Genomic DNA, 25117 nt, shown 5'->3' with positions numbered 1-25117 from the left:
CAGAGACTTCCACAAAGGTGACGAAAGCCGTTCAGACAGGGGACCCCGCCCGTGTCGATGCTGGCCTGGCCCTGTTTGCCGACACGTTCAACCGGTACGTGTCGGATCTGTACGCGAATGCCGCGACAGAGGTGGAACAGCGCGGTCCAGGCGTCCAACCGCTGGGGAGCACGTGGGCGGTCACCGAAACCTGGCTTGCGGCCGTGACCGCCGTCGCTGCTGGTGGATGGGCAGTTGTCTTCGCCGCGGTCGCAGGCTTCCATCTCGGCGCTGCCGTAACGGTGATCGTCGCCGTCTATCTTCCCTCGATGGAAGGCGGATTCTCCACCCTCGAGCAGGACAACGTCGTCGATCAGATCAGCAGCGCCATTGGCTGACGTCGATTCGTTTGCGTTGCGGACTCGGCGAGTGTTCACGCAGTCTCACCTGAGTGGAGTAGTTGGCTTGATCGGCCTAGTGACGGTCGGTGCAGTGCTTGCCATCGCCATCTTTGTTGGCATGCCGAGCAACGTACTCTCGCTCCGCGATGGATCCGCGCTGAGGTTAGTCTTCAGGGGCTTCATGCCACAGGGGTGGGCGTTCTTCACCAAGCCTCCAAACGATCCAGAGTTCCATGTCTACGCTGTGGTCGATGATGAGGCCATCGCCAGCGCGATGCTGTTCCCGAACGCGCGGGTCGAGAACCTCTTCGGATCGGGCGAAGCCAGCGAGCGCAAGGACCCGAGCTTGCGAGCCTGGGGCTAGGCATCCTTGACTGGGTCGACTGTGACGAGCTACTCGAGGGCGAGGATTGCCTCGTGGAGGCTGCCAAGTTGTCTCCGACGTTCGTCGATACGCCTGCTCCTCATCCCACGGTTTGCGGATCCATCCTGCTCGCCGAGACCCGGCCCGTCCCCTGGCAGTTCCGCGACGACTACGTCGGCTGGCGTCAAGAGTCCCGTGTCGCACATCTCCAAGTCGGCTGCTCATGAGAGGTGTCATCGCGCGCATCGATGCCGCTGTAGCGCGCTTAGATGCGCGCACACGATGGTTCGCCGTCGGGCGCGCGGTGCTCGCGCTATCCCAACTATCGCTCTTGCTGACCACCCATACCAGCGCGATGTTTGTCCCGGTGGGGTCAGAGCCTCCCCTCGCTAAATGCGATCAGCCGTTGCGTGGGTAGTCTGCCTTTTGTTGGGCGGAGACCGAGCCTGTCCGCTGGGTATTAGCGGTTCTACTCGTCGCCATCGGTGCGGGGCTCGCGCCCCGCTATCTCAGCTGGATGCATTGGTACATCGCCCTCAGTATCGGGATGGTCATCGACCTGCCTGAGGGCGGTGAGGCGATACTCATAGTCGCAACTTTCTGGATTGCGATTGTCTCCGTAGCTGACGGCCGATGGTTCGCGTGGAGGCGACGAGCCCATACCCCCTCTCCTGTCCTTAACGCGATCGCTTGGGCAGCACTGTGGGGTTTGCGCATACAGATGCCTTACGTGTATATCAATAGCGCCCTCGCCAAGCTACCCGTCGAACAATGGAGCGACGGGACGGCGCTGTACTACGTCGTCCGTATGGAGTTTTTCGGTGCAGTGGGGCCTCTCGGCGAGCTTGCTCGCTTCCTCACCGGCGTGCCCGCAATCAGTGCCACCCTTACGTGGGGCACCATCGCCTTGGAAGCCGCCATCGCGATACTTTTGCTCGGCTCGACCAAGATGCAGCGCTACGCGCTCTGGGCTTGCATCGCACTCCATCTCGCGATCGCGGTCCTTCTCGGTCTCGTCAGCTTCGCGCTGGCGATGGTCGGTGCCGTAACGTGCGCGACCGCCGCGGCGTTCACGCAGAAGGCAGTGCTCCGCCAGACACACGCTGCCGCGCAAGGTGCGGGGTCACAAACGCTTCGCCAAGAGCCTTCCGCGATGCGTTTCTGACCTTGCACTCGACCGCAGGCCCGTCCCGGATGCGTTTGTGGCCTCGCACACCGGTCAGCGTCAGAGACCGTCTCAGGCCAGAACAACCTCGTGCCCGGCTTCGCGCAGCGCGGCGACAGCGGCGGCATCCGCTTTCTCGTCGGTGATGACGGTCGGAAAGAGCTCTACGCCACCGACGGATGCGAAGGCCACGACGCCGAGCTTGCTGCCGTCGGTGACGACCACTGCACGGCGGGCGCGCTCTGCCATCATCCGGTTCACCGCAGCTTCGCGCTCGTCCTGGGTGGTGGCGCCGGCCGCAGCATCCATCCCGTTCACGCCGATGAAGGAGATGTCCAGACGCACGCCCCTCAGCAGCTGTTCGACGAACGGTCCGACCAGTTCGTAACTGCGCGAATGGATGACACCTCCGGTGACGACGACCTTGATGTCGGGGCGGGTGGCGAGCTGCGCCGCGATGTTCACCGCGTTCGTCACGACCGTGATCCCGATGTGTGCGGCCAGATCGTCGCGCGCGGCGAGCGCGGCGGCGATGGCGGTCGTCGTCGTTCCGCCCGACAGCCCGACCACCATGCCCGGCTCGACGAGCGAGGCGGCGACCTGGGCGATGCTCGCCTTCTCGTGGGTTCTCAGGTGGCTCTTGTAGCGGATGGGCAGTTCGTACGCGACGGTCTGTGCCACCGCCCCGCCGTGTGTGCGTGTGAGCAGCCGCTGCTCGGCGAGGGTGTCGAGGTCGCGGCGGGTGGTCGCTGCGGAGGCGCCGAACTGCTCGACGAGTTGATCGACCGTGACCTCGCCGGTCGCAGCGAGGAAGTCGAGGATCGCGTTCAGCCGCGCCGCGCGCTTCACCGCGACACCGCGTCGGTCGCCGCCGGCCCGGCACCGGCCACCGCATCGACGTTAGCGAGGGCGAACAGACGGAGCATCCGCGCCGCCTCGTCAGCCAGCGCCTCGCGAGCCGGCGAAAGATACTTCCGCGAATCGACCAGAGACTCCTCAGCGGCGAGCTTCTCGCGGATCGCGCGGGTGAAGAACCCGTTCAGGTGCGTGGAGACGTTGATCTTCGTCATCCCCGCACGGACGGCATCGGCGATCACCGCGTCCGGAACGCCTGACGAGCCGTGCAGGACGAGCGGCACCGTCAGGGCTTCGTGCAGTCTCGTGATGAGGTCGAGATCGAGAGACGCCGAGCGGTCCGTCATCGCGTGCGAGGAACCGACGGCCACCGCGAGAGCGTCGACACCCGTCGCGCTCACGAACTCCCGCGCCTCCGCGGGGTCGGTCCGCACGCCCGGCGCATGCGCGCCGTCTTTTCCGCCGACCTCGCCGAGCTCACCCTCGACGTACACGCCGGCTGCGTGCGCACGAGCGGCGACCGCCGCCGTCATCGCCACGTTCTCGTCGTAGGGAAGGGCGCCGCCGTCGAACATGACGGAGCCGAACCCCAGGGCGATGGCCTCGTCGACCAGTTCCGGTCGCTCGGCGTGGTCGAGGTGCACCGCGACCGGCGTCGCAGCCCTCCGCGCCACGGCCAGGGTCGCCAGGGCGATCGGCTCCAGAGCGCCGTGATAGTCCGCGCAGTTCTGAGAGATCTGCATGATCACCGGCAACTGCGCGAGCGCCGACGCCCGCACGAGCGCCTCGGCGGTCTCGAGGTGGATCACGTTGAATGCGCCGATGCCCGTTCCGGCGGCGGATGCGGCGGAGACGAGGTCACGAGCGGAGACGAGGGTCACGAAGGATCCTTCCGAGACGCTGATCCGTACGACGCAGGATCAGGATGAGAGACGAGGAGGTTCTGTTCGAGCTCGGTCCACCGCGGCGAGATGTCGCCGGCCAGGGGCATCAGGACGGCAGCGGCCGACCATGCGGTGGCCCGCCGGAGGATCTGCTCAGGGTCGCGCACCCCCGCGGCGTACTGCACCGCGCACGCAGCCACGGCGGCATCACCCGCACCGGTCGGATTGCCGGCGAGCGGCTCGGCGAGGCGAGCATGGACCAGGGCGGATGCCGTCACGGCGAGCATGCCGTCCGCTCCGAGCGACAGCAGCACGAGTTCGGCCCCGCGGCCGATCAGCGACCGCGCTCCCTCGACAGGGTCGGCGATACCGGTGGCGTCGGCGAGTTCGGCCGCGTTCGGCTTGAGGACCGCTGCTCCGGCATCCGCGGCGCGCAGCAGCGCCGGACCAGAGGTGTCGACGAGCACGGGGATGTCGGCATCCCTGCCCACCGCGATCAGCATGGGCAGCAGCGCGTCGGGCGCGCCCGGGGGGACGCTGCCGGAGATGACGAGCACGCCGGCGGTCGGCAGGCGATCGACGACCTCGGCAAACAGGGCGGCCCACTCGGCGTCGTCCGGGTTCGCCCCCCGCTCGTTGACGATCGTCGTGTCGCCACGGGCCTCGTCGACGATCGCGATGCTGCGGCGGGTCTCGGCGACAACGGGGATCAGCGCATGGGGCACACCGCTCGCTCCCAGCTCCTCGGCGAACTCGTCGCCCACACGACCGCCCGCCGTGGTGATCGCGAGCACTTCCGCGCGCTCGGCGTGCGCGACGCGCGCCACGTTCAGGCCTTTGCCGCCGGCGCGCGCAGCTCCGGCATCCGCTCGGTGAGTGCCGCCCTCGACCAGGCGATCAACGTGCCAGGTGAGATCGAGCGCAGGGTTGAGGGTGACGGTGAGGATCACGCGACCTCCCGTGCGCGGAGCGCAGCGCCGAGCAGGCCGGCGTTGCCGGAGAGTTCTGCGGGGACCAGCACAGGCAGGCGGTGGAAGCTGAGCCGTGCGGCGAGCCGAGTGCGCAACTCGTCGAACAGCGCACCGCCCGCGCGCGAGAGTCCACCGCCGATCACCACGGCCTCGGGGGCGACGACGGCGGTGAGCTGGGCGAGCGACAGAGTCAGGGCGTCGAGAGCGGAGTCCCAGATCTCGCCGGCGACCGGGTCACCGGCAACCGCCCGCGCGATGACGTCTTTCGCGCCGTCGGGCACCACGCCCGTCGCGTCGGCATAGCGTCGGGCGATCGCACCGGCTGAGGCGACCACCTCGAGGCACCCGCGCGCGCCACACGCACACTGGGGGCCGTCGGCGATCGGGGAATGTCCGATCTCGCCGGCGTATCCTCCGGCGGTGTAGGGCACGCCGCCGACGAGGAGCGCTCCGGCGATGCCCGTTCCGATCACCAGCACGACGGCGTCGGCGTAGTCGCGGGCGCCGCCGAGCCGGCGTTCGGCCCAGCTCGCCGCGCGCACGTCGTGGTCGAACGCCACCGGGAGGCCGAGTCGGGCACTGGCGAGATCGCGCAGCGGGGAGTCGTGCCAGCCCAGGTTGCTCGCAAACACCCCGAGCCCGGCATCCGCGTCGACGATCCCGGGAACGACCAGTCCCGCCGCGCCCGGCACCACGTCGGGATGCGCCGCACGGAGTTCTGCGGCGAGGATCTCGAGACGGTCGAGGAGCACTTCGGTGCGGTCGCCGTCGGCGGTCGGCGTGGGCGTCCGGCGCAGACCCAGAGCGCGGCCGTCCGCGTCGAAGAGGGCGGACTTGATATCGGTGCCGCCCACGTCGAACGCCAGCACGGGCGCGCCGGCACCGAGCGGTCGCACAGCGGCGAGCGCGTCGCCTGCAGCGTCACGTGCGATGTCGGGCACGGATGCAGCGCCCTCAGGTCCGGTCATCATCGATTCCGCTCGGTGGTCGCCGTCACGCGTCCAGAATGACGGATCGTGTCAGGTTGCGGGGCTGATCGGGATCGAGGCCGCGGGCTACGGCACGATCGAGAGCGAGACGATGCAGGCGCACGAGGTCGGCCATCGGATCGATCGTTCGCTGCTCGAACCGGGCCCCGGTGGCTTGGACCTGTGCGGCGAGGCCTTCCGGCGCTGCCCCGAACTGCCAGGTCACTCGGCCGGGCGCCCCGATCGCGATCGGACCGTGTCGGTAGTCCATCGACGGGTACGACTCGGTCCACGACTGCGACGATTCGCGCAGCTTCAAGGCGGCCTCGTGAGCGAGTCCGATGGTCCAGCCGCGACCGAGGAAGGTGTACTGCTCCGCGTCGCGCAGTTCGTCGTCGCCGGGCTCGGTGAGCACCGCGGCAGCGTCTGCGATCGCCGCGGAGAGATCTTCGCCGAGTGAGGCGCGGAAAAGGGCGAGCGCCGTCGTGGCGAAGCGCGTCTGGACGACGGACTGCTCGTCGGCGAACGGCAGCAGCACAGCCTCGTCGACGAGCGAGACCAGCGGAGAGGTCGCGTCACCGATCACGCCGATCGTCGGGATGCGCCCCTTGATCCGCTCGACGAGTTCGAGCACTTCGGTGGTCGTCCCCGAACGGGTGAGAGCGACGACAGCGTCGTAGCCGCGGTCGATGAAGGCTTCGGATGCCGCGAACGCGTCGGTCTCACCGTGGCCGGTGCTCTCACGCAGCGCGGCGTAGGACTGCGCCATGAACCACGACGTGCCGCAGCCGACGACGGCGACACGGGCGCCGGGCTGGGGCAGCAGCGCCTGCTCTGCCTTCAGGTCTGCTGCTGTCGCCCAGCTCTGGGGCTGCGAGTTGAGTTCTTCGCGCATGTGTGCGCCGGGGAGCGATTCGGTCATGAGAGTGTGCCTTCCTGGCGAGAAGTTGCATACTTGTGATTGTTTAGATGCTTGGTCGATCATAGTATGGCGTTCGTAGACATCGAGGTGCGATCTACCTTGATTAGTTTGTTCTCCTGACAAATAATCTAACGAGTTCCATCCCTGCGTCGATTCCGATCTTCGCAGGAGCCCTGGGTCCCGACTCAGACGATCGCGGCTGCCGCCTTGGCGAATCGATCACCACGCACTGTCGCGTGACGTTGTTGCGACTGTGCACCACCCCGCCCCCAGACGATCCACGCCTGACGGAGCGGACTCACAGTGAGGAATGCAATACACATGAAGAAGTCACTGCGGTTCGGCACCGCCGCCATCGCGGCCGTCGCCACGCTCTCGCTCGCTTCGTGCGGGTTCGGAGGATCGTCGGGCGACAGCGGCGACGCGGAAGGTTCGACCACACTCGACCTGCTCGTCCCCAGCTACTCCGACCAGACCAAGGGCCTGTGGGAAGACGTGATCGAAGGGTTCGAAGAGGCGAACCCCGACATCAAGGTCAACCTCGAGGTGCAGTCCTGGGACAACCTCGAGAAGGTCGTCTCCACGAAGGTCCAGGCGGGCGAGGCCCCCGACATCTACAACGGCGGCCCCTTCGCCGGCTTCGCCGCCGACGAGCTGCTCTATGACGTCGAAGAGGTCACCAGCCCGGAGACCTTCTCCGACTTCCAGGAGTCGTTCATCAAGAACGAGCAGCTCGAGGGCACCACCTACGCACTGCCCTTCATCGCATCGGCCCGTGCGCTGTTCGTCAACAACGCCCTGCTCGAGCAGGCCGGTGTCGAGGCTCCGACGAACTGGGACGAGCTGCTGGATGCCGCCACCAAGGTCTCCGAGCTCGGCGGAGGCGTCGCCGGCTACGGCATGCCGCTCGGCTCGGAGGAGGCGCAGGCCGAGGCAGCCGTCTGGCTGTGGGGCGGCGGCGGATCCTTCGGCGATGAGTCCGAGATCACCATCGACACCCCGGAGAACCTGGTGGGCGCCGAGCAGATCAAGAAGATGATCGACGCCGGCGCGACGCAGGGCGACCCCGGCTCCACGCAGCGTTCACCGCTGATGGACATCTTCATCCAGGGCAAGATCGGCATGCAGGTCGGCCTCCCGCCGACGGTGGGCCAGATCGAAGAGGGCAACCCGGAGCTGGATTACTCCATCGTTCCGATCCCGACGAAGGACGGCGAGCCGTTCACCCTCGGTGTCGCCGACCAGCTGATGGCGTTCCAGAACGACGGCGACAAGGCCGAGGCGATCACGACCTTCTTCGACTACTTCTACTCCGCCGACGTCTACGTGCCGTGGGTGCAGGCCGAGGGCTTCCTGCCCGTCACGAAGTCGGGTTCCGAGGAGCTCGCCGGCGAGGAGGCCCTCAAGCCGTTCCTCGACGTGCTGCCCGACGCCCAGTTCTACCCGTCGACGAACGCCCAGTGGTCTGCCACGGACGGTGCGTTCAAGTCGCTGTTCGGTCAGATTCAGGACAAGCCGGCGGCTGAGGTTCTGACGCAGATCCAGGCGCAGGTCGACGCGGGCTGAGCCCGCTGATCGGAGAGGTTCGAGTACACCATGAGCCAGACGACACAGTTCTCGAACCTTGAGGGGGCGGCCTCCACCGGCCGCCCCCGCACTCCGAGCACCGCACCAGCCGTTCGCGGCCGTTCCAGGGGAAAGGACCTCCTCGAGGCCCTGCCCTGGATCGCACCCGCACTGCTGCTCATCATCGGGGTGGTGCTGTTCCCCGCCGGAGTGATGTTCTACAACTCCACCCGCGACATCTCCCTCTCGGGCCTCGACAAGGGTTCGGTCGGGTTCGACAACTTCGCCACGGTGTTCGGCTTCGCGGAGTTCTGGCCGATCTTCTTCCGAACGATCGTCTGGGTCGTCTCGGTCGTGCTGTTCACGGTCGTGATCTCGCTCGGGCTCGCACAGATCCTGAACAAGGCCTTCCCCGGGCGGCAGATCGTCCGGATGGCCGTGATCGTGCCGTGGGCGGCATCCGTCGTCATGACCACGATGGTCTTCTACTACAGCCTCGAGCCGTACTTCGGGGTCTTCAACAAATTCCTCTACGACATCGGTCTGTCGGACGACGCCGTCGGCTACGGGTGGACCAAGAACCCGACGACCGCGTTCATCTGGTCGATCGTGATCGCGATCTTCGTGTCGCTGCCGTTCACGACGTACACGATCCTCGCCGGGCTCCAATCGGTGCCCGCGGACGCGATCGAGGCCGCGAAGATGGACGGCGCCGGCCCCGCGCGCACCTACTGGTCGATCGTGCTGCCGCAGTTGCGCAGCGCCCTGGCCGTCGCGATCCTCATCAACATCATCAACGTCTTCAACTCGCTCCCGATCCTCAAGGTGATGACCGGCTCGATCCCGGGCTACGGCGCCGACACGATCATGACGATGATCTTCAAATACATCGAACTGCAGAAGAAGGTGGACGTCGCCAGCGCGCTGTCGGTCGTCGCCTTCCTCATCGTGATCGTGATCGTCGCCATCTACGTCAAGACCGTCAAGCCCATGAAGGAGGTCTGATCGTGACCGTCACCGAGACCGCCCTCGTGACCACCGCCGGCGCCGACAGCGCCCCGCGCATCCGCGGCCGCAAGCGCCGCTACACCGAAGACCAGGTGACCCTGCCCCGCGTCATCCTTCGCATGGCCGCCGGGTTCCTGGTGCTGGCGATCTTCGTCCTGCCGTACCTGATCATGTTCTTCGGCTCCGTGAAGACGAAACCGCAGATCCGCTCCGTCGACCCGACATATCTCCCCACCGAGTGGCACTGGGAGAACTACTTCTCGATGTGGTCGACGCCGGAGACGCCGCTGCCGTACAACCTCATCTCGACGATCGTCATCTCGGTCTTCGCGACCCTGCTCGTCCTGGCTGTGTCGCTGCCGGCCGCGTACTACACGGCCCGCTTCAAGTTCCCCGGCCGGATGGTGTTCCTCTTCCACGTGATCGTCACGCAGATGCTGCAGCCGGCAGTGCTGACCTCGGGCCTGTTCCGCCAGTTCACCGTGCTGGGCCTCAGCGACACGTGGGTCGCGATGATCTTCATCAACGCCGCGTTCAACCTGTCCTTCGCGGTCTGGATCATGCATTCCTTCTTCGCCGGCATCCCCAAGGAGGTCGACGAGGCCGCGCAGATCGACGGCGCCGGACGCTTCACCGTGCTGTTCAAGATCAACCTGCCGCTCGTGTGGCCGGGGATCGTCACCGCGATCGTGTTCACCTTCGTCGCCTGCTGGAACGAGTTCGCGGCATCCCTCGTGATCCTGTCGACCGACAAGAATCAGCCGCTGTCGGTGGCGCTGACGAAGTTCGTCGGCCAGTACGACACGAGCTGGCAGTACGTGTTCGGTGTGTCGATCGTGGCCATCCTGCCGGTCGTCGTCCTGTTCATGCTCATCGAGAAGCGGCTCGTCGGCGGGCTGACCGCCGGAAGTGTGAAGTAGCTCTCCGGGCCCGACCTCTTGACAGAGTGGCGAATCGGTGAATAGATAGGCAAATGCCTAACTATTTGGACGATGTGGATGCGCTGTTGCGCGCACTCGCGGATCCGACGCGGCGGGCTGTGGTGGAGCGGCTCGCGAAGTCACCGGCCGTCGTGTCAGAACTGCTGCGCCCGTTGTCGATGGCATTGCCTTCGCTGCTCCAGCACCTCCGCATTCTCGAGGACGCCGGCGTGGTCACGTCACACAAGCAAGGTCGGGTGCGCACCGTGAGCCTGCGGCCCGGGGCACTGGACGTGCTGCATCTGTGGCTCGATCAGCAACGCACGCCGGCCGAGACCCGGGCAGACCGACTCGGCATCCATCTTTCCCGCTCATCCTTCGAGGAGATCTGACATGACTCGCGTTCGCATCGACCTTTTCTCGTCGCTCGACGGCTTCACCGCCGCCCCCGACCCTGCTGTCGACAACCCGATGGGCGAGGACTGGGATGCTCTGACGGCCGCCTACGCGAAAACGCGCACGTTCCGGGAGAAGGTCTTCGGCGACAGCAGCGGCGCCGGCTCGAGCGGAATCGACGACGCCTACGCACGAGCCTCGTTCGAAGGCATCGGGGCGGAGATCATGGGGGCGGCGATGTTCGGCCTGCACACGCATCCTGAAGACGGATGGACGGGGTGGTGGGGAGATGAGCCGCCGTTCGGCTACCCCGTCTACGTGTTGACGCATTCGGCGCCCCGGCCGCCCATCTCCATGAACGGGGGGACCACCTTCCATTTCCGAAGCGGAGAGATCGAGGATGTCCTCCGCGAGGCGACCGACGCGGCCGACGGTCTCGATGTGCGCGTGGGCGGCGGCATCCGCACAGCTCGGGCATTTCTCCGCGCCGGTCTCGTCGATGAGCTGCACGTGGGGATCGCGCCGATCATTCTGGGTCGAGGCAACCCGGTATGGGCAGACCTCCGCGGCCTGGAGCGCACGCACACCGTGACGACCGAGGTCGCCGAGAGCGGCACGATCCATCTCACCTTCACCCGATAGGACGCGGCCATGACACACGATCGCCGACTCGCACATGCCGACTTCACGCTCACCCGCGACTACCCCGCTCCGGTGGGGAACGTCTGGCGGGCATTCGCGGAGGAAGACCGCAAGCGCGACTGGTTCGGTGACGGCGAGGCGTTCGACCGCTCCGCCTGGGCCTTCGACTTTCGCGTGGGCGGACGCGACATCGACGAAGCTCGCTTCCACGGCGGCCCGCTCTCCCGGTACGAAGGCGTCTACACCGACATCGTCGACCAGGTCCGCATCGTCATGACCTACGACATGTGGATCGACGGCATCCACATGTCGACATCGCTCGTCTCCTTCGAGTTCGAGACGATCCCGGAGGGAACGCGGCTCACGCAGACCGAGCAGGGGGTCTTCTTCGACCAATTCTCGGCCGATGCGCCGCAACGGGAAGAGGGCACGCGCGGCCTCCTCGACGCTCTCGCACGGCATCTCGACTGACGCGCAGCCAGGCGATCCGGAAAAACCCTCCTTCTCTCGGAATAATCGCGTACCCTGTACGTTATTAGTCTCGAGAGAAGGAGATTCAATGTCCGATGTGACCCGAGCAGCAGAGAACGGCGCGGCATCCTCCGCTGCGATCCAGGAGATCTTCGATTGGTTCGCTCGATACGACGACCTCGTTCGAGCGGGCGATCTGGAAGCGATGGCCGACATGGCCGCGTTCCCACTGAACGAAGTGACGGATGACGCGGCGGGGCATGGCGTGACGGCGCCGTGCGACCGCGAGAGATTCATCGCGCAGATGCGAGAGGTCGTCGGAGCGGACGGAGGGGGCGAGATGACCTCGACCCGGCATCCGATCTTCCTTTCGCCATCGCTCTGCTTCGTCGTGACGGACGCCTCATTCACCGTGGGCGGCGAGGAGACGGCGATGCGCTACGGCGATCTGCTCATCCGAACGGCGGACGGCTGGAAGTTCCAGACCATGGTCGCCGGCGGATGGCACGAACAGATGTGATCGACAGCGGGGGATGAAGGTCTCACGCCAGAGGAGTCAGCCTCGCGGCAACCGGCAGAATGGGTGGATGACCGACGCCACCAGCTCCGGCGATCCCGCCGCGTCGTTGCGACTTCTCTGGCGTGGGCATCTTCCACAGGAGTCGAGTCCGAGGCGGGGGCCGAAGCGCGCGCTCGACCTGGACTCGATCGTCGAAGCAGCGACCACCCTCGCGGACGATGATGGTCTGGCCGCACTGACGATGAGACGTCTGGCGGAACGGCTGGGCGTCAAGCCGATGGGTCTCTACACCTACGTGCCCGGTCGCGCCGAGGTCCTCGATCTCATCCTCGACGATGCTTTCGCGAAGATGCCGCGACCCCCCTTCGCCGGGGAGCCGTGGCCCGTTCGAGTCCGTGCCGTCGCCGACGGCAATCTCGATCTCTACCGGCGGCACCCCTGGGCCGCTCAGCTGTCCACACTCCGCCCACCGCTGGGCCCCGGGCAGATGGCGAAGTACGAATACGAGCTGACCGCTTTCCGCGGTTCCGGTCTGAGCGATCTCGAGACGGATGACGCGCTCACGTTCCTCCTCGGCTTCGTGCGAAATGCGGCCCGCGACATCGAAAGCGGACGCCAGGCATCCGTCGGGGGTGAAGACGATCAGCAGTGGTGGGACAAGGCGGGGGCCCTCCTCTCAGAGATGATCACCGCAGAGCGCTACCCCCTCGCTGCTCGCATCGGTTCGGCGGCCGGCGCTGCCCACGCCAGCGCTCATGACCCGGACCACGCGTATCGTTTCGGGCTCGAACGGACGATGACGGCGTTGGAGTCGCTGGCCGGCTCCGGCGGCGCCCTGCCCGATTCGCAGCGCTGATCGTCGCGGTCCGCTCAGAAGAACGGCATCGTCCACTCGCCGCGACGATCGCACGGGGCGAGGACGGTGAGGCGCCCCTCTGCATCCCGCCACACAGTCACGGCGCCGTCTTGCTCCGCTCGTAGTATTCGCGCACGCGGTTCCGGTTGCCGCAGTCCGCGGACACGCACCACCGGCGATTGTGGCGCGGGGAGGTGTCGAGGAAGACCCATCCGCACTCCGCATCTCGGCACTGCCCCAGCCGCGACAGGTCGTCGCGGCCGAACAGGTCGAACGCCGCGAGCGCGATCCGACGACGCGGAAGAGCGAGGTCGACGAGGAACTCCCACGTCCATTCATCATCGATCCGGCTCAGTCGCCCCTCATTCACGGCGTCGCGGTACTCGTCCGTGACCGCCGTCGCGTCATCGGTGTGGAAGAGCGTTTGGTAGATCGCTTCGCGGAGTGCTCGCACGTTGGCGGCCTCTTTCGCGGCGTCCGCCGCAGACCGCGATTCGAGTGTCTCGAGAGCGTCAGCTTCGTCGTCACTCACAAGCGCGAGTTGCCGCGACCAACGGACGACGTCGTCGTAGTCCACGAGATCTTCCTCGAAACGAGCTTCAGAGAGACGCCATTCGACCGTGTTCACCAGATCGAGGGCAGGGTGACCGGCGATCTGAGAGAACGCAGCGCGTCGCTCGCGGATGGCATCCATGACTCGATTCTAATGCACCTGGGGTTGTCAAAGCATTATGAATGCGGCATCCTGAACGGGTGAACACGTCATCACCCATTAGCAAGCGCGAGCGTCCCCGTTGGCGGCATGACTTCGGACTCTTCTGGTTCGCGCAGGGCACGTCGGTCATCGGAGACCAGGTGCGGGAGTTCGCCGTCCCGCTGATCGCGGTGACGGTCCTCCACGTCTCGTCCGTCGACCTCGGCGTCCTGGGGGCGGCGCAATGGTTGCCCTTTCTCGTCCTCGCCCTCCCGCTCGGCGTGGTGATCGACCGCTATCGCCGCCGCACTCTACTCATCGTGTCGGAGTTCGCACGCGGCATCCTCACTCTCGGCCTCGCTGTGGCTGCCGCCGCCGGGCTCCTGGGCTTCCCCCTGCTGCTCATCGCCGCCATCCTGTTGGGCACCTTCACCGTCGTCTACGAGATCGGGCATCAGTCAGCCATCCCTTCCCTCGTCCCCCGCGACCGGCTCGGATTCGCCAACGCACGGATCCAGGCCACCGCAGCCGCTGGAGAAGTCGGTGGCCCGGGGCTCGGCGGCGTCCTCCTCCAGATCTTCGGAGTGACGGTGACGCTGGCTGTCAATGCCGCCACCCACCTGCTGTCCGCCGCCGCCCTCATCGCCATGCGGTCGCAAGAGACTCGGCCGCCGACCGCGAAGAGACACTTCTTCGGCGAACTCCGAACAGGTGCGCTGCACGTCATGCGTGATCCCTATCTGCGCGCCAACGTCGGCTTCTCGGCGATCTACAATCCGTTCGCCCAGTGGGTCACCCTGCTGCTGACGCTGTACGCGATCCACGATCTCGGACTCGAGGCCGCCCAGGTCGGGGTGATCTTCTCGGCCGGCGCGGTCGGCGCTCTCGTCGGCGCCGCCAGCGCATCGCGCCTCGCGCGCCACGCGAGTGTGGGAAGGATCATGGTGCTCTGCGCGGTCGTCGAGTGCACGATGCTCGTACTGATCCCCGCGGTCGCACCCTCGTGGCCCGCGCTGATGTCCGTCCTCGCGCTGGCAGTCATCATGGGCGTGAACGGCGCGGGGACAGCGCTGTCGAGCGTGCTGCTGATCACCATCCGACAGCTGCGCACGCCCGACGAGCTGCTCGGTCGCGTCAACGCCACCATGCGCTGCGTCACGTACGGCACCATTCCGCTCGGAGCGCTCGCGGGCGGTTTCGTCGGGGAGTGGCTGGGGGCTCGACTCGGCATCCTCGTCGGCGCGGTGCTCTGCCTGTCGACGATCGTGTGGGTGGCGCTTTCTCCCCTGCGTGGGGTCCAGAGCCTGGACGACCTGGCGCTCGACTTCGCGGCGACCGAGCGCCAGGCACCCGCCGGTGGTGCGAAGGCGCCCTCGGAGGTGAAGTAGGTTTTGCGGAGGATCGCACTTTCTGCGGTCCGATACTCTCAGCGCGAAGGGGATTCCCGCGGGGCAACCCTCGAGGAAGCGGATGCTGCGCGCAACTGCGCCGCGCTCCAGCGCACACCGAGCGCGAGGGTGAGCGCTGCCTGCGCAGCACCCGCTGACATCGAGACGCGGGGGTCGGCGTAGCGGATGGGCACCTGGGAGGTCCCGCGGGCGGGGTAGTCGGTCTGCTGACGCACGTGATCCAGGAAGGCCGCACCGAGGTAGGTCGCCGGCCCCCCGATCACCACTTCGGCGGGGTCGAGCAGAGCGCTGAGGAGCTTGATGGCCCTGGCCAGCGCGTCTGCCCCCTCGGCGAGCGCGCTCTCGTCGGCGTTCGCGACGAGTGCGCGGATCGACTCGGCATCCATCGCATCCGAGAAGCTCTCGCCGAGCATCGGCCCCAACGCTGCGGCGGACTCGAGGCAGCCGCGCTGTCCGCACCGGCAGGGTCTCGCAACATCGCCGAAGATCACCTGCACATGACCGATCTCGCCCGCCCGATCGCGCGGCCCGGGGGCGAGCTCGCCGTCGAGGGTCACAGCAGCGCCGATGCCCCCGCCGATGTGCAGGAACAGTCGATATCCGGAAGGCGAATCCTCCAGGCCGGTCTCGGCGACAGCCTCGGCGTCGACGTCGTTGACGAGCAGCACCGGCGCGCCCAGCATCCGCTCGAATCGTTCTGCGAGAGGGACGTTCTGCCACCGCAGCTGCACGCTCTCGAGCACGGAGCGGCCGTCGGTGGTTCCCGGCAGTTGCACCGCAGCGGCAAGGAGACGGTCCCCGAACTCTGCCGCGACTGCCGCGACGGCGTCGTCGAGCGCACGGTCGCGATCTTCGACCGTGTACGTGACCACACGCGCGTCGAGCTCGGTGCCGTCGAGGGTGACGAGCGCCACGTGCGCGCCGGTCGGCTGGATCACCAGGACGAGGATCAGGTGGTGCGTCGCGTCGATGCTGAGCGTCGTCGCGCGCTTGCCCCCGGTACTCGCAGCCTGTTCGCCCTCCACCACCAGGCGGTTCTCGATGAGCTCGGCGACGAGGGAGGACGCGGTCGCTGCGGTGAGCCCTGTCGCCCGAGCGATCCCGGCACGGGTCTGGGTGCCAGGGCTGGAGAAGACCAGTTGCAGCGCCCGCCGCAGATTCGCACGTCGAACGGATGCTTGCGTGTCGAGGGCGTCGTCCGTGTTCAGCACGTCACTCCTCCCCGGCGCTCGGCGACGGACTGTTGACAGATCGCGGGGCGATCCGTAGTCTCTCCGTAAGTTTATTCATTGAACTTAGTTGGCCTGCGGGCCTCTCTCAACTCCGGACGGGCGAGTGCTGCACACACCGTCGCCCGTCCGGCACCTCTCTCAGCGCCCCTCGGCCGCTTCGGTGTGGTGCCGGATGACCTCCGCCACCACGAAGTTGAACCACTTCTCTGCGAATTCCGGATCGAGGTTCGCCTGCTCGGCCAGCGCGCGAAGGCGTGCGACCTGTTGCTCCTCGCGATGGGGGTCGGATGCCGGCATCTCGTGCTCGGCTTTGAGCTGGCCGACCTGCTGCGTGGCGCGGAACCGCTCGGCGAGCAGAAAGATCAGCGCGGCATCGATGTTGTCGATACTGGCGCGAAGTCGGAGCAGTTCGGCCTGCGGGTCCTCAGCGGCTGTCATGCCCCTACTCTAGAGCCGCGAACAACCCCGCTTCAGCTGTCGCTCACCGCTATCGTGAGCACATGAGCAACGAAGAGCCGTCGGTGACCGCGCCCCTTCCCGACGACGCATCCAGCGCCGCGACGAGGGCCTCGAACCGCGCCGCTGCAGATGTCGGAGGCTCTACTCGCGATCGTGCCGTGGTCGGCTCCGAGTCAGCGACAGCATCCGCGCCCACACCCGCCGCCGCGCACCCGCCGACCAGCGTCGACCCGCAACCGACCAGCCGCTCGTTCTGGACGCGCATCGACCGACCGTTCGTGTTCGGACTCCTCGTGACACTCGGGGGTCTCGCCGCCATCGCCATCGGCCTGGCGCTCACCAACCTGTCGACCGTGCTGATCTACATCGCGCTCGCACTGTTCGCCGCCCTGGGCCTCGACCCGTCGGTGCGGTTCCTCGAGCGGCGCGGTCTGTCCCGGGCGAAAGCTGTCGTGGTCGTGATCCTCGGACTCATCGTCGTCGTCGGTCTCGTGCTGTGGATGATCATCCCGACCGTCGTCGAACAGATCGCGACCTTCGTCCGCTCCGTGCCGGACATGATCCAGGACTTCACGCGCAGCGACATCTACGCAACGCTCGAAAACCAGTTCGGTGAGCAGTTCGAAGACTTCGTCGCCGAGATCCAGGCGTTCCTCTCCGACTTCGGCAACCTCGCCACGATCGGAGGAGGAGCCCTGAAGGTCGGCGCGGGCATCGCCACCGGCATCTCGGGCGGGATCATCGTCTTCGTGCTGACGCTGTACTTCCTTGCGAGCCTTCCCTCCATGAAGACCGGGATGCTGAGCCTCGCCCCCGCCCGCGACCGTCACCGTGCCCGCGACATCACCGACCAGATCACCGACTCGGTCGGCGGCTACATCATGGGCATGGTGATCCTCGCGTTCTTCAACGCGATGCTCGTGCTCGCGCTGTACCTGATTCTCGGGCTGCCGTTCCCGCCGCTGCTGGCGGCGATCGCCTTCTGCATCACCCTGATCCCGCTCGTCGGACCGGTGCTGTTCTGGGTCATCGGCACCGGCATCGCGCTCCTCTCCGACCCGCTCGGCGCCCTGATCTTCGCGGTCATCTACCTCATCTACATGCAGATCGAGGCGTACGTCATCACCCCGCGAGTGATGAACAAGGCCGTCGCGGTCCCCGGCTCCCTCGTCGTCATCGGCGCTCTCGCCGGTGGAACATTGCTCGGGCTGCTCGGTGCCCTCGTGGCGGTGCCCGTCACGGCGTCGATCCTCATCATCATCAAACAGGTCTGGGTGCCGCGCCAGGACGCCCGGGTGTAGCCCGTCCGGACCCGGCCCCTGCCTTCCTCCGGAGCAGATGCATGACCGGATGCCGTCTGCAGGAGCCGAACCGGCAACCTGGTCATGCACCCGTCGTCCGCTCATGCAGGAACGGATGCTGCAGACAGCAGGAGGCTGCCGGCAGACGGACGGGGCGCACAGACAGAAGTGCCCGGACCATCAGGCCCGGGCACTTCTGCTTCGACGACGACTCAGCCGAGGTCGTTGTCGGCCAGCCACTGCTCCGCGATGTCGGACGCCGACTTCTGGTCGACGGTGCTCTGCACGTTCAGAGCGACGAGCTCCTCGGCAGTGAGCTTGGCGCTGATCTCGTTGATGACGTCGGAGACCTCGTCTGCGACGTCGTCCGAGACGATCGGCACCACGTTGGAGGCGAGGATGATGTTCTCCGGGTCTTCCAGAGCCACGATCTCCTCAGTCTGGAATGCAGGGTCGGCCGAGTAGATGTCGGCGACCTGGATCTCGCCGGCCAGCAGCGACTCGAGCGTCGTCGGGCCGGTCGCCGAGAAGGCGAGGTCGACACCGTAGACCTCCTTGGCCGCGGCCGGGCCATACGGGCGCTGCTCGAACTCTGGAGGCGCGCCGATCGTGACCGGCGTGGTGACCTTCGAGAGGTCGGCGATGCTGGTCAGCCCGTTCTCCTCCGCGAAGCTCTTCAGCACGGTGTAGGTGTCCTGGTCAGACGCTTCGGCGTAGTCGAGTGCGGTGAGCCCTTCGGGCAGCGCCTCCTGCAGCGCCTCGTAGACGTCTTCGGGGCTCGTGGCCGTCGCGCTGTCATCGAGGTACTCGAGGAGGTTGCCGGTGTACTCGGGGAACACGTCGATCGCACCGGACTCGACATCCGGCATGTACGCGTCGCGCTGCCCGATGCTGAACTGGCGGTCGACCGTGAAGTCGGCGCCCTCGAGTGCCTGCGCATAGATCTCGGCGATGATCTCGTTCGAGTAGTACGCCTGCGAGCCGATGACGACGGTGTCGCCTCCGGAGCCGGATTCTTCGGTCGGAGCATCCAGCGGGTTGCTGCCGGAGCAACCGGCGAGGACGAGCGCGGCGGCGAGCGAGACGCCACCGGCGAGAGCGAGTCGTGAGGTGCGTGCTGTGAACATGGGACTTCCTCTTCTTGGGGACAACGGGGACGCTGTGGGTAGGTGTCAGGCGGGGGCCGCAGTCGCGACCCTCACGGCTGTTCGGGAGCGCCGCTGCGGCGTGGAGCGCACTCCGGCCGAAACGGCGGCATGCTGCGCGATCGCGAGCAGCAGGTCGACGGTCAGGGCCAGCACGGCGACGAGGATCGCGCCGCCGAGCACCTGATCGAACTTGCGCAGCGGGATGCCTTGGATGATCGGCCAGCCGAGGCCGCCGAGGTTCACGTAGGCCGCGATGGTCACTGTCGCGATGACTTGGAGAAGCGCCGCACGGATGCCGCCGACGAGGAGCGGGAGCCCGAGGGGGACCTCGACCTTCCAGAACACCTGCCACTCGGTCATGCCCATCGACCGCGCGGAATCGAGCACGCGACGGTCGATGGCTTCGAAGCCGGTGTATGCGCCGGCGAGGAGCGACGGGATCGCGAGGAGCACGAACGTGATGATCGCCGCCTCCGGAATCCGCAGCACGCCCAGCAGGAGCACCAGCAGCACCATGAGCCCGAAGGACGGGATGGCCCTTGCGGCGCCGGAGACCGCGACGGCGACCTCGCGGCCGCGGCCGGTATGCCCGATGAGCCAGCCCAGCGGGACCGCGATGGCCGCGGCGATCACGACGGAGACGATCGTGTAGAACATGTGCTGACCGAACAGGATCGGCAGCGAATACGGGCCGTCCCACCGATCTGGCGAGAAGAGCCACGCGAAGGCGTCCGTGAACACGTTCATGCGGCGGTCCTCAGCGTCATCGTCTGACGCGGTGCGGTCGGCACTTTCGCGGCGCGCGTCCACGGCATGAGGGCACGACCGAGCAACAGGAGCAGCAGGTCGATCAGAAGCGCGATCACCACGACGGCGACGATGCCGGAGAAGACCTCGACGAGGATGCGTCGTTGCAGACCGTCGGTGAAGAGATAGCCGAGATTCTGCACCCCGACGAGGATGCCCACGGTGGCCAGCGAGATCGTGCTGACGGCAGCGACCCGGAGGCCCGCGAGAACGACGGGACCGGCGAGCGGGAAGTCGACGGTCCAGAATCGTCGGAACCCGCCGTACCCCATCGCCGTCGCGGATTGCCGGATCGCAGGGTCGACGGAATCCAGACCATCGGAGACGGCGCGCACCAGGATCGCGACGGCGTAGATCGTGAGCCCGATCACGAGGTTCACCGGGCTGCGGGCCGAGTACCCGGCGACGGACGGGAGCAGGATCAGCAGCGCCAGGGACGGAATCGTGTAGAGCAGGCCGGTGAGGACGATGACCGGCCCCTTCACCAGCTGGTAGCGCCAGGCGACCCAGCCCAGGGGCAGTGAGAGTACGAACCCGAGCACGATCGCGATCGCGCTCTGCTGCAGATGAACCGCAGTCAGCTCGAGGATGAGACCGAGATTGTCGACGACCCAGCTCACGGGGCGCCCTTCGTCACGCTCTCCTCGCTCAGCAGGGCTTCGGCGACGGCGTCCGGGGCATCGACGATCGCACCCTGTGTGCGCCCCTCGGAATCGACGACCACGGTGCCGCGAGGCGTCTGCTTGAGGTGCAGCGCGCGGCGTCCGCGGTCGGCGCCGATGAACGCGGCCACGAAGTCATCCGCCGGATTCTCGATGATCTCGCTCGGGCTGCCGACCTGAACGATGCGCGCACCCTTGTCGAGGATGACGACCTGGTCGCCGAGGAGGAAGGCCTCGTCGATGTCATGGGTGACGAAGACCACCGTCTTGTCGAGTTGCTGCTGCAGTCGCAGGGTCTCCTGCTGCAGATCGGCCCGGACGATCGGGTCGACGGCGCCGAACGGCTCATCCATGAGGAGGATGTTCGGATCGGCGGCGAGACCCCTGGCGACACCGACGCGCTGCTGCTGACCGCCGGAGAGCTGACTCGGATACCTGTCGGCCAGGGCCTGGTCGAGGCCGACGGTGTCGAGCAGCTCACGCCCGCGCGCATGCGCCGCCGCCTTCTTCACGCCCGTCAGCCGCAGAACGGTCGCCACATTGTCGATGACCGTGAAGTGGGGCATCAACCCGGAGTTCTGCATCACGTATCCGATACGGCGCCGGAGAGCCACCGGATCCCCGCCGAGCACGCTCTCGCCGTCGATCTCGACGTCGCCCGATGTCGGCTCGACCATGCGGTTGATCATTCGGAGCAAGGTCGTCTTGCCGCAGCCGGATGAACCGACGAAGACCGTCGTCTTGCGCGACGGCAGCACCAGGCTGAAGTCGTTGACGGCGACGGTGCCGTCGGGGAAGCGCTTGGTGGCGTTGCGGAACTCGATCATGGGGTGGACTCCCGTCGGTCGATCGATGCGGTGACCCTCGGGCTACGGCGCGACGTCAACCCTCGGGTCGAACGCCACGTAGCCGGAGAAGTCTTTGCCCACACGGTCGAAAGCCGACGGGAACGGGGTCGGGTAGGACCACGCATAGTCGGTGTGCAGCTGGCCGTCGGCCTGCACCGAGTAATACTGCGCCGCGCCCTTCCACGGGCAGGTGTACGCCGTCGGGCTCTCGACGAGCGCGTCGGGCGTGATGGATGCGGGTGGGAAGTACCAGTTGCCTTCGATGCGGACGAGATCGCTCTCGTCGGCTTCGGCGATGACGGTTCCTGCGAGTACAGCCTTCATGATCGTGCCTCCTCGGATGTGGGTTCGAGCGTATAAGACAGCAGGGACATCCGGGGCGGGCTGTCCACAGGACCGTCAAGGGGCGAAACATTCCGCGAGCTGTTCGGCGCCGCGGGCCGAACGGATTGCGGGACGGGGGAACCACTCATGCGCATCGTCATGCGGAATCCCGTCCGTAGCCTTCCAGCAGCCGGAGCCAGACCTCGCTGATCGTCGGGTACGACGGCACGGCGTGCCAGAGTCGCGCGATCGGAACCTCGCCGACGATGGCGACAGTGGCGGTGTGCACCAGCTCGGCGACCTCGGGGCCGACGAAGGTGGCGCCGATCACGACGTCGCGCTCACTGTCGATCACGAGCCGCGCCTGGCCGTCGAAGCCGTCCTCGTAGAGGCTTGCACCGGCCACCCCGCCCAGGTCGTAGTCGACCACCTCCACGTGGGGCCCCGCCTGGCGGGCGGCGGCTTCGGTGAGGCCGACGGAGGCGACCTCGGGGAACGAGAACGTGACCTGCGGCACCGCGGCGTGATCGGCTGTGGCGACGTGACGACCCCAGGCGGTGTCATCGACCCCCGCGCCCTTCGCCCTGGCGACGATCACATCTCCCGCAGCGCGCGCCTGGTACTTCCCCTGGTGGGTGAGCAGCACCCGACCGTTGACATCGCCCACCGCGTAGAGCCATTCGGAACCGGGAACGCGCAGCGTGTCATCCGTCTCGATCCACCGACCGGGCTCCAACCCCGCCGTCTCCAGGCCGATGTCGGCACTGCGCGGCGAACGACCGGTCGCGACCAGGACCTCGGTCGCCGTGATCTCCCGACCGTCGTCGAGCGTGACCGTGACGCCGTCGGCATCTCGATGCACAGCCTTGGTGCCGGTGGAGATGAGCACCTCGACGCCGAGTTCTTTCAGTCCGGAACCGACCTTCGCACCCGCGAACGGTTCCATCGAGGCGAGCAGGTCGCCGCGCGCGATGAGCGTGACCGTCGAGCCGAGCGCGGCGTATGCCGTCGCCATCTCGACCGCCACCACACCGCCGCCGATCACGGCCAGGCTCTCCGGGAGCTCCTCGGCGCTGGTGGCCTCGCGGCTCGTCCACGGCGACGACTCCCGCAAGCCTTCGATCGGCGGGACGACGGCATCCGACCCGGTGCTGATCGCCACAGCGTGACGGGCACGCAGCACGCGGGTCGCGCCGTCGGCATCCGTCACCGTCACCTCACGCTCGCCCGTGAGCCGCCCGTGGCCACGCGCCAGGTCGATGCCGGCCGAGTCGAGCCAGCTCACCTGCCCGTCGTCGGACCAGTTGCTCGTGAACGAATCCCGACGGTCGAAGACGGCGCGCACGTCGAGTGTGCCGGTCACGGCCTGCGCAGCCCCGGCCACGTGCTGTGCGGCGCGGAGAGCCTGCGCTGAGCGCAACAGCGCCTTCGAGGGCATGCACGCCCAGTACGAGCACTCGCCGCCGACGAGTTCGCTCTCCACGATGATCGCCGTCAGCCCTCCCTGGACCGCGCGATCGGCGACGTTCTCCCCGACCGGCCCTCCGCCCAGCACGATCAGGTCGTATTCGTCAGTCATCTCCGCAGCAGCCATGGGTCACACCTTTCCGTCGCCCAGTCTTGCTCATGACCAACGCCGAGTCACAGGCCAGTTGTTCCCGGCGGCGTGGCGGATGCCCGGCAGGCGGGGCGGATGCCGGCGGCGTGGCACCGCGGATGCCGTCGGCGTGGGCACCGCGGATGCCGTCGGCGTGGGCACCGCGGATGCCGTCGGCGTGGGCACAGGTGTCGGGAGAAGTCACAGATGTCGGGCCGGACCGCGGCGTGTCGCCCGGCATCCGTGATTTCTCCCGACAGGTGAGCCACGCGGCCCAACCCGCACCGACCGAACCGACCGAACCCGGCTCACGAAGCGTCCGCTTCCGCACGTACTCGCGGCGCCAGCACCGCGGCCGCCATCGCCGTCACCGCCGCCAGAGCGAACACCGCAGTGAACGGATCGATGAATGCGGCCACCGATGTGAACAGCGTGCCGGTCACGGCGAGCGCCAGAGCGCTGCCGAAGGAATCCGCCACAGTCATGGCGCCGCTGTTGAACCCCTGATTCTCCGGGCTCGACATCGCCAGCGTCAGAGCGCTGGTGCGCGGGCTCATCAACCCCATGCCCGCGCCGGCGATGACCCAGGCGACGGTGACGACGGCGGCATCCCAGCGGAACGCGGCAGTCGCGACCGTCACCAGGATGCCGGCGGGGACCAGTGCCGTTCCCCACCGCACCGCCGCCACGCTCGACAGGCGAATGCCCATCCGCCCCTGGACAGTCGCTGCGGTGGACCATGCCAGCGCTCCACCGGTCAGCGAGAGTCCCGCCACGGTCGGTGAGAGCTCGTAACGGTCGGTCAGCAGGTACGGCAGGTACACCTGCGCACCGAAGAAGGCTGCCGCTGCGAGGCCGCGGACGAGGATCACTGCGGGGAGGCCTCGAACGGCGCGCAGTGTTCCGCGCGGGACCAGGGGGCGGACGGCCACGAGCGCGACGACGACGGCGGCCGCGGCGAGAATCGGTCCGACCGCGGGGATGTCGCCGACCAGGTTCAGTGCCAGCACGGCCACAGCGGCGAGCACCGACCAGCCGAGGCGCCCGAAGGCCCACGGCGTCGTCACGTCGCCCTCGGCGGACAGGCCGCGCAACGCGGGGACCACCATCAGTAGAGCGACCAGCACCAGGATGACGACGCCGAGGAACACCCAGTGCCAGCTCCACAGTTCGGTCACGGCTCCCGCGATCGTGGGGCCGATCAGCGACGGAACCACCCAGGCGGCAGCGAATCCCGCGAAGATCGCCGGGTGCAGCTCCTGCGGGTAGACGCGCGCGACCACGACGTACAGCGCCACCATCAGCGCTCCGCTTCCGAGGCCCTGAGCGAAGCGCCCGACCACGAGGATCTCCATGCTGGGCGCGAGCCCCGCGATGAGGAGCCCGGCGACGAACACGACCACCGCCGTGTACAGCGGCGTGACCGGTCCGCGGCGGTCGGCCCAGTTTCCCGCGATCACCATTCCGATCACACCCGTGGCGAGAGGGCCGGCGAACGCGAGCGCGTACAACCGGCCGCCGTCGAGATCGGCGCTGACCGTCGGCATCACGGTCGTGACGGCGAGCGACTCGAACGCTCCCAGGAACACGAGCGCGCACGCGCCGATGGTGATCCAGAGGTGCTCACCATCCAGGATGCGTGGCGGTGTCGCATTCTTCGTCGGCAGCTCGCCCGTCTCAGTCGTCATGAGGATGACGCTAAGACTTCAACTATGGTTGAGGTCAAGTCGCGCAGATGACGAGGAGGC

28 protein-coding genes and 1 pseudogene are annotated in these 25117 nt (G+C 67.3%); 14 read left to right on the top strand and 15 right to left on the bottom strand.

Annotation, left to right across the window (positions count from 1 at the left end; all coding sequences use genetic code 11):
• Positions 1-17: 17 nt before the first annotated feature.
• The 3 genes and pseudogenes from D7252_RS05670 to D7252_RS05660 all read left to right on the top strand — a co-directional run bounded on the left by D7252_RS05670 (position 18) and on the right by D7252_RS05660 (position 1909).
• Complete coding sequence (locus D7252_RS05670) at positions 18-377, top strand: hypothetical protein (RefSeq protein WP_120774494.1); 360 nt, start codon at positions 18-20, stop codon at positions 375-377.
• A 121-nt stretch (positions 378-498) separates the two neighbouring features.
• Positions 499-971: pseudogene (locus tag D7252_RS20565) on the top strand (SdpA family antimicrobial peptide system protein).
• 290 nt (positions 972-1261) lie between these two features.
• On the top strand, positions 1262-1909 hold the full coding sequence (locus D7252_RS05660; RefSeq protein ID WP_147406691.1) for a hypothetical protein: 648 nt from the start codon (positions 1262-1264) through the stop codon (positions 1907-1909).
• 72 nt (positions 1910-1981) lie between these two features.
• Here D7252_RS05660 and D7252_RS05655 read toward each other — a convergent pair whose 3' ends face one another.
• The 5 genes from D7252_RS05655 to D7252_RS05635 are packed head-to-tail and all read right to left on the bottom strand — an operon-like array spanning position 1982 to position 6509.
• On the bottom strand, positions 1982-2758 hold the full coding sequence (locus D7252_RS05655; RefSeq protein ID WP_120774491.1) for a DeoR/GlpR family DNA-binding transcription regulator: 777 nt from the start codon (positions 2756-2758) through the stop codon (positions 1982-1984).
• Entirely contained in the window at positions 2755-3645 is an 891-nt protein-coding gene (locus tag D7252_RS05650; protein WP_120774490.1) for a class II fructose-bisphosphate aldolase, read from the bottom strand. The genes D7252_RS05655 and D7252_RS05650 overlap by 4 nt, the downstream gene beginning before the upstream one ends.
• Positions 3642-4598, bottom strand: coding sequence for a 1-phosphofructokinase family hexose kinase (locus D7252_RS05645; protein ID WP_120774489.1), 957 nt, complete (start codon positions 4596-4598; stop codon positions 3642-3644). The genes D7252_RS05650 and D7252_RS05645 overlap by 4 nt, the downstream gene beginning before the upstream one ends.
• A complete protein-coding gene (locus D7252_RS05640) occupies positions 4595-5587 on the bottom strand; it encodes an ROK family protein (protein ID WP_120776824.1) in 993 nt (330 codons plus the stop codon). The genes D7252_RS05645 and D7252_RS05640 overlap by 4 nt, the downstream gene beginning before the upstream one ends.
• Positions 5588-5612: 25 nt before the next feature.
• Entirely contained in the window at positions 5613-6509 is an 897-nt protein-coding gene (locus D7252_RS05635; protein ID WP_120774488.1) for an SIS domain-containing protein, read from the bottom strand.
• 321 nt (positions 6510-6830) lie between these two features.
• On the opposite strand from D7252_RS05635, the gene D7252_RS05630 reads away from it, so the two are divergent.
• The 8 genes from D7252_RS05630 to D7252_RS05595 all read left to right on the top strand — a co-directional run bounded on the left by D7252_RS05630 (position 6831) and on the right by D7252_RS05595 (position 12888).
• Positions 6831-8075 (top strand): extracellular solute-binding protein, encoded by a 1245-nt coding sequence (locus D7252_RS05630; RefSeq protein ID WP_120774487.1) that lies wholly within the window; start codon positions 6831-6833, stop codon positions 8073-8075.
• A 30-nt stretch (positions 8076-8105) separates the two neighbouring features.
• The gene (locus D7252_RS05625; protein WP_120774486.1) at positions 8106-9080 is read left to right on the top strand and encodes a carbohydrate ABC transporter permease; all 975 of its coding nucleotides are present in this window, start codon (positions 8106-8108) and stop codon (positions 9078-9080) included.
• A 2-nt stretch (positions 9081-9082) separates the two neighbouring features.
• Positions 9083-10003, top strand: a complete 921-nt coding sequence (locus tag D7252_RS05620; protein WP_183055192.1) for a carbohydrate ABC transporter permease — start codon at positions 9083-9085, stop codon at positions 10001-10003.
• 53 nt (positions 10004-10056) lie between these two features.
• A complete protein-coding gene (locus D7252_RS05615) occupies positions 10057-10395 on the top strand; it encodes a helix-turn-helix transcriptional regulator (protein WP_120774485.1) in 339 nt (112 codons plus the stop codon).
• 1 nt (position 10396) lies between these two features.
• A complete protein-coding gene (locus D7252_RS05610) occupies positions 10397-11041 on the top strand; it encodes a dihydrofolate reductase family protein (RefSeq protein ID WP_120774484.1) in 645 nt (214 codons plus the stop codon).
• Between the two features lie 9 nt (positions 11042-11050).
• Complete coding sequence (locus D7252_RS05605; protein WP_120774483.1) at positions 11051-11512, top strand: SRPBCC domain-containing protein; 462 nt, start codon at positions 11051-11053, stop codon at positions 11510-11512.
• An 88-nt stretch (positions 11513-11600) separates the two neighbouring features.
• The gene (locus D7252_RS05600; RefSeq protein WP_120774482.1) at positions 11601-12032 is read left to right on the top strand and encodes a nuclear transport factor 2 family protein; all 432 of its coding nucleotides are present in this window, start codon (positions 11601-11603) and stop codon (positions 12030-12032) included.
• 67 nt (positions 12033-12099) lie between these two features.
• Positions 12100-12888, top strand: a complete 789-nt coding sequence (locus D7252_RS05595; RefSeq protein ID WP_120774481.1) for a TetR/AcrR family transcriptional regulator — start codon at positions 12100-12102, stop codon at positions 12886-12888.
• A gap of 97 nt (positions 12889-12985) precedes the next feature.
• Here D7252_RS05595 and D7252_RS05590 read toward each other — a convergent pair whose 3' ends face one another.
• Complete coding sequence (locus D7252_RS05590) at positions 12986-13582, bottom strand: CGNR zinc finger domain-containing protein (RefSeq protein WP_120774480.1); 597 nt, start codon at positions 13580-13582, stop codon at positions 12986-12988.
• Between the two features lie 59 nt (positions 13583-13641).
• Between D7252_RS05590 and D7252_RS05585 the strand changes: the two genes are divergently transcribed.
• On the top strand, positions 13642-14970 hold the full coding sequence (locus D7252_RS05585; protein WP_183055191.1) for an MFS transporter: 1329 nt from the start codon (positions 13642-13644) through the stop codon (positions 14968-14970).
• A 38-nt stretch (positions 14971-15008) separates the two neighbouring features.
• On the opposite strand, the gene D7252_RS05580 is transcribed toward D7252_RS05585, so the two are convergent.
• Together D7252_RS05580 and D7252_RS05575 are read right to left on the bottom strand one after the other, a co-directional pair.
• Positions 15009-16202: an ROK family protein gene (locus tag D7252_RS05580; RefSeq protein WP_120774478.1), complete on the bottom strand. Its 1194-nt coding sequence runs from the start codon at positions 16200-16202 to the stop codon at positions 15009-15011.
• A gap of 159 nt (positions 16203-16361) precedes the next feature.
• Positions 16362-16661, bottom strand: coding sequence for a chorismate mutase (locus D7252_RS05575; RefSeq protein ID WP_120774477.1), 300 nt, complete (start codon positions 16659-16661; stop codon positions 16362-16364).
• Between the two features lie 62 nt (positions 16662-16723).
• Here D7252_RS05575 and D7252_RS05570 point away from each other — a divergent pair, with 62 nt between their 5' ends.
• The gene (locus D7252_RS05570) at positions 16724-17983 is read left to right on the top strand and encodes an AI-2E family transporter (protein ID WP_120774476.1); all 1260 of its coding nucleotides are present in this window, start codon (positions 16724-16726) and stop codon (positions 17981-17983) included.
• A 212-nt stretch (positions 17984-18195) separates the two neighbouring features.
• On the opposite strand, the gene D7252_RS05565 is transcribed toward D7252_RS05570, so the two are convergent.
• From D7252_RS05565 to D7252_RS05540, 6 genes are all read right to left on the bottom strand, one after another.
• On the bottom strand, positions 18196-19110 hold the full coding sequence (locus D7252_RS05565; RefSeq protein ID WP_120774475.1) for an ABC transporter substrate-binding protein: 915 nt from the start codon (positions 19108-19110) through the stop codon (positions 18196-18198).
• A 45-nt stretch (positions 19111-19155) separates the two neighbouring features.
• The gene (locus D7252_RS05560) at positions 19156-19878 is read right to left on the bottom strand and encodes an ABC transporter permease (protein WP_120774474.1); all 723 of its coding nucleotides are present in this window, start codon (positions 19876-19878) and stop codon (positions 19156-19158) included.
• A complete protein-coding gene (locus tag D7252_RS05555; protein WP_120774473.1) occupies positions 19875-20558 on the bottom strand; it encodes an ABC transporter permease in 684 nt (227 codons plus the stop codon). The genes D7252_RS05560 and D7252_RS05555 overlap by 4 nt, the downstream gene beginning before the upstream one ends.
• Entirely contained in the window at positions 20555-21427 is an 873-nt protein-coding gene (locus D7252_RS05550; protein ID WP_120774472.1) for an ABC transporter ATP-binding protein, read from the bottom strand. The genes D7252_RS05555 and D7252_RS05550 overlap by 4 nt, the downstream gene beginning before the upstream one ends.
• Positions 21428-21469: 42 nt before the next feature.
• Positions 21470-21772, bottom strand: coding sequence for a DUF427 domain-containing protein (locus D7252_RS05545; protein ID WP_120774471.1), 303 nt, complete (start codon positions 21770-21772; stop codon positions 21470-21472).
• Positions 21773-21929: 157 nt separating this feature from the next.
• Positions 21930-23366, bottom strand: a complete 1437-nt coding sequence (locus D7252_RS05540; protein ID WP_374225762.1) for an NAD(P)/FAD-dependent oxidoreductase — start codon at positions 23364-23366, stop codon at positions 21930-21932.
• A 79-nt stretch (positions 23367-23445) separates the two neighbouring features.
• Here D7252_RS05540 and D7252_RS19935 point away from each other — a divergent pair, with 79 nt between their 5' ends.
• Positions 23446-23616, top strand: a complete 171-nt coding sequence (locus D7252_RS19935) for a hypothetical protein (protein ID WP_183055190.1) — start codon at positions 23446-23448, stop codon at positions 23614-23616.
• Between the two features lie 61 nt (positions 23617-23677).
• On the opposite strand, the gene D7252_RS05535 is transcribed toward D7252_RS19935, so the two are convergent.
• A complete protein-coding gene (locus tag D7252_RS05535) occupies positions 23678-25057 on the bottom strand; it encodes an MFS transporter (RefSeq protein ID WP_120774470.1) in 1380 nt (459 codons plus the stop codon).
• Positions 25058-25117 lie beyond the last annotated feature (60 nt).

This window comes from Microbacterium sp. CGR2 (genome assembly GCF_003626735.1).
GTDB lineage: Bacteria > Actinomycetota > Actinomycetes > Actinomycetales > Microbacteriaceae > Microbacterium.
This window is presented reverse-complemented; position numbering and strand designations above follow the sequence as displayed.

Excerpts from the sequence above, each read along its gene's own strand:
- D7252_RS19935 (WP_183055190.1), top strand. The coding sequence starts at position 23,446 with ATGCCCGGCAGGCGGGGCGGATGCCGGCGGCGTGGCACCGCGGATGCC.
- D7252_RS05560 (WP_120774474.1), bottom strand. The coding sequence starts at position 19,878 with ATGAACGTGTTCACGGACGCCTTCGCGTGGCTCTTCTCGCCAGATCGG.
- D7252_RS05565 (WP_120774475.1), bottom strand. The coding sequence starts at position 19,110 with ATGTTCACAGCACGCACCTCACGACTCGCTCTCGCCGGTGGCGTCTCG.
- D7252_RS05635 (WP_120774488.1), bottom strand. The coding sequence starts at position 6,509 with ATGACCGAATCGCTCCCCGGCGCACACATGCGCGAAGAACTCAACTCG.
- D7252_RS05595 (WP_120774481.1), top strand. The coding sequence starts at position 12,100 with ATGACCGACGCCACCAGCTCCGGCGATCCCGCCGCGTCGTTGCGACTT.
- D7252_RS05535 (WP_120774470.1), bottom strand. The coding sequence starts at position 25,057 with ATGACGACTGAGACGGGCGAGCTGCCGACGAAGAATGCGACACCGCCA.
- D7252_RS05545 (WP_120774471.1), bottom strand. The coding sequence starts at position 21,772 with ATGAAGGCTGTACTCGCAGGAACCGTCATCGCCGAAGCCGACGAGAGC.
- D7252_RS05575 (WP_120774477.1), bottom strand. The coding sequence starts at position 16,661 with ATGACAGCCGCTGAGGACCCGCAGGCCGAACTGCTCCGACTTCGCGCC.
- D7252_RS05590 (WP_120774480.1), bottom strand. The coding sequence starts at position 13,582 with ATGGATGCCATCCGCGAGCGACGCGCTGCGTTCTCTCAGATCGCCGGT.
- D7252_RS05640 (WP_120776824.1), bottom strand. The coding sequence starts at position 5,587 with ATGACCGGACCTGAGGGCGCTGCATCCGTGCCCGACATCGCACGTGAC.
- D7252_RS05630 (WP_120774487.1), top strand. The coding sequence starts at position 6,831 with ATGAAGAAGTCACTGCGGTTCGGCACCGCCGCCATCGCGGCCGTCGCC.
- D7252_RS05610 (WP_120774484.1), top strand. The coding sequence starts at position 10,397 with ATGACTCGCGTTCGCATCGACCTTTTCTCGTCGCTCGACGGCTTCACC.
- D7252_RS05625 (WP_120774486.1), top strand. The coding sequence starts at position 8,106 with ATGAGCCAGACGACACAGTTCTCGAACCTTGAGGGGGCGGCCTCCACC.
- D7252_RS05600 (WP_120774482.1), top strand. The coding sequence starts at position 11,601 with ATGTCCGATGTGACCCGAGCAGCAGAGAACGGCGCGGCATCCTCCGCT.
- D7252_RS05550 (WP_120774472.1), bottom strand. The coding sequence starts at position 21,427 with ATGATCGAGTTCCGCAACGCCACCAAGCGCTTCCCCGACGGCACCGTC.
- D7252_RS05570 (WP_120774476.1), top strand. The coding sequence starts at position 16,724 with ATGAGCAACGAAGAGCCGTCGGTGACCGCGCCCCTTCCCGACGACGCA.
- D7252_RS05605 (WP_120774483.1), top strand. The coding sequence starts at position 11,051 with ATGACACACGATCGCCGACTCGCACATGCCGACTTCACGCTCACCCGC.
- D7252_RS05540 (WP_374225762.1), bottom strand. The coding sequence starts at position 23,366 with ATGGCTGCTGCGGAGATGACTGACGAATACGACCTGATCGTGCTGGGC.
- D7252_RS05615 (WP_120774485.1), top strand. The coding sequence starts at position 10,057 with ATGCCTAACTATTTGGACGATGTGGATGCGCTGTTGCGCGCACTCGCG.
- D7252_RS05660 (WP_147406691.1), top strand. The coding sequence starts at position 1,262 with ATGCATTGGTACATCGCCCTCAGTATCGGGATGGTCATCGACCTGCCT.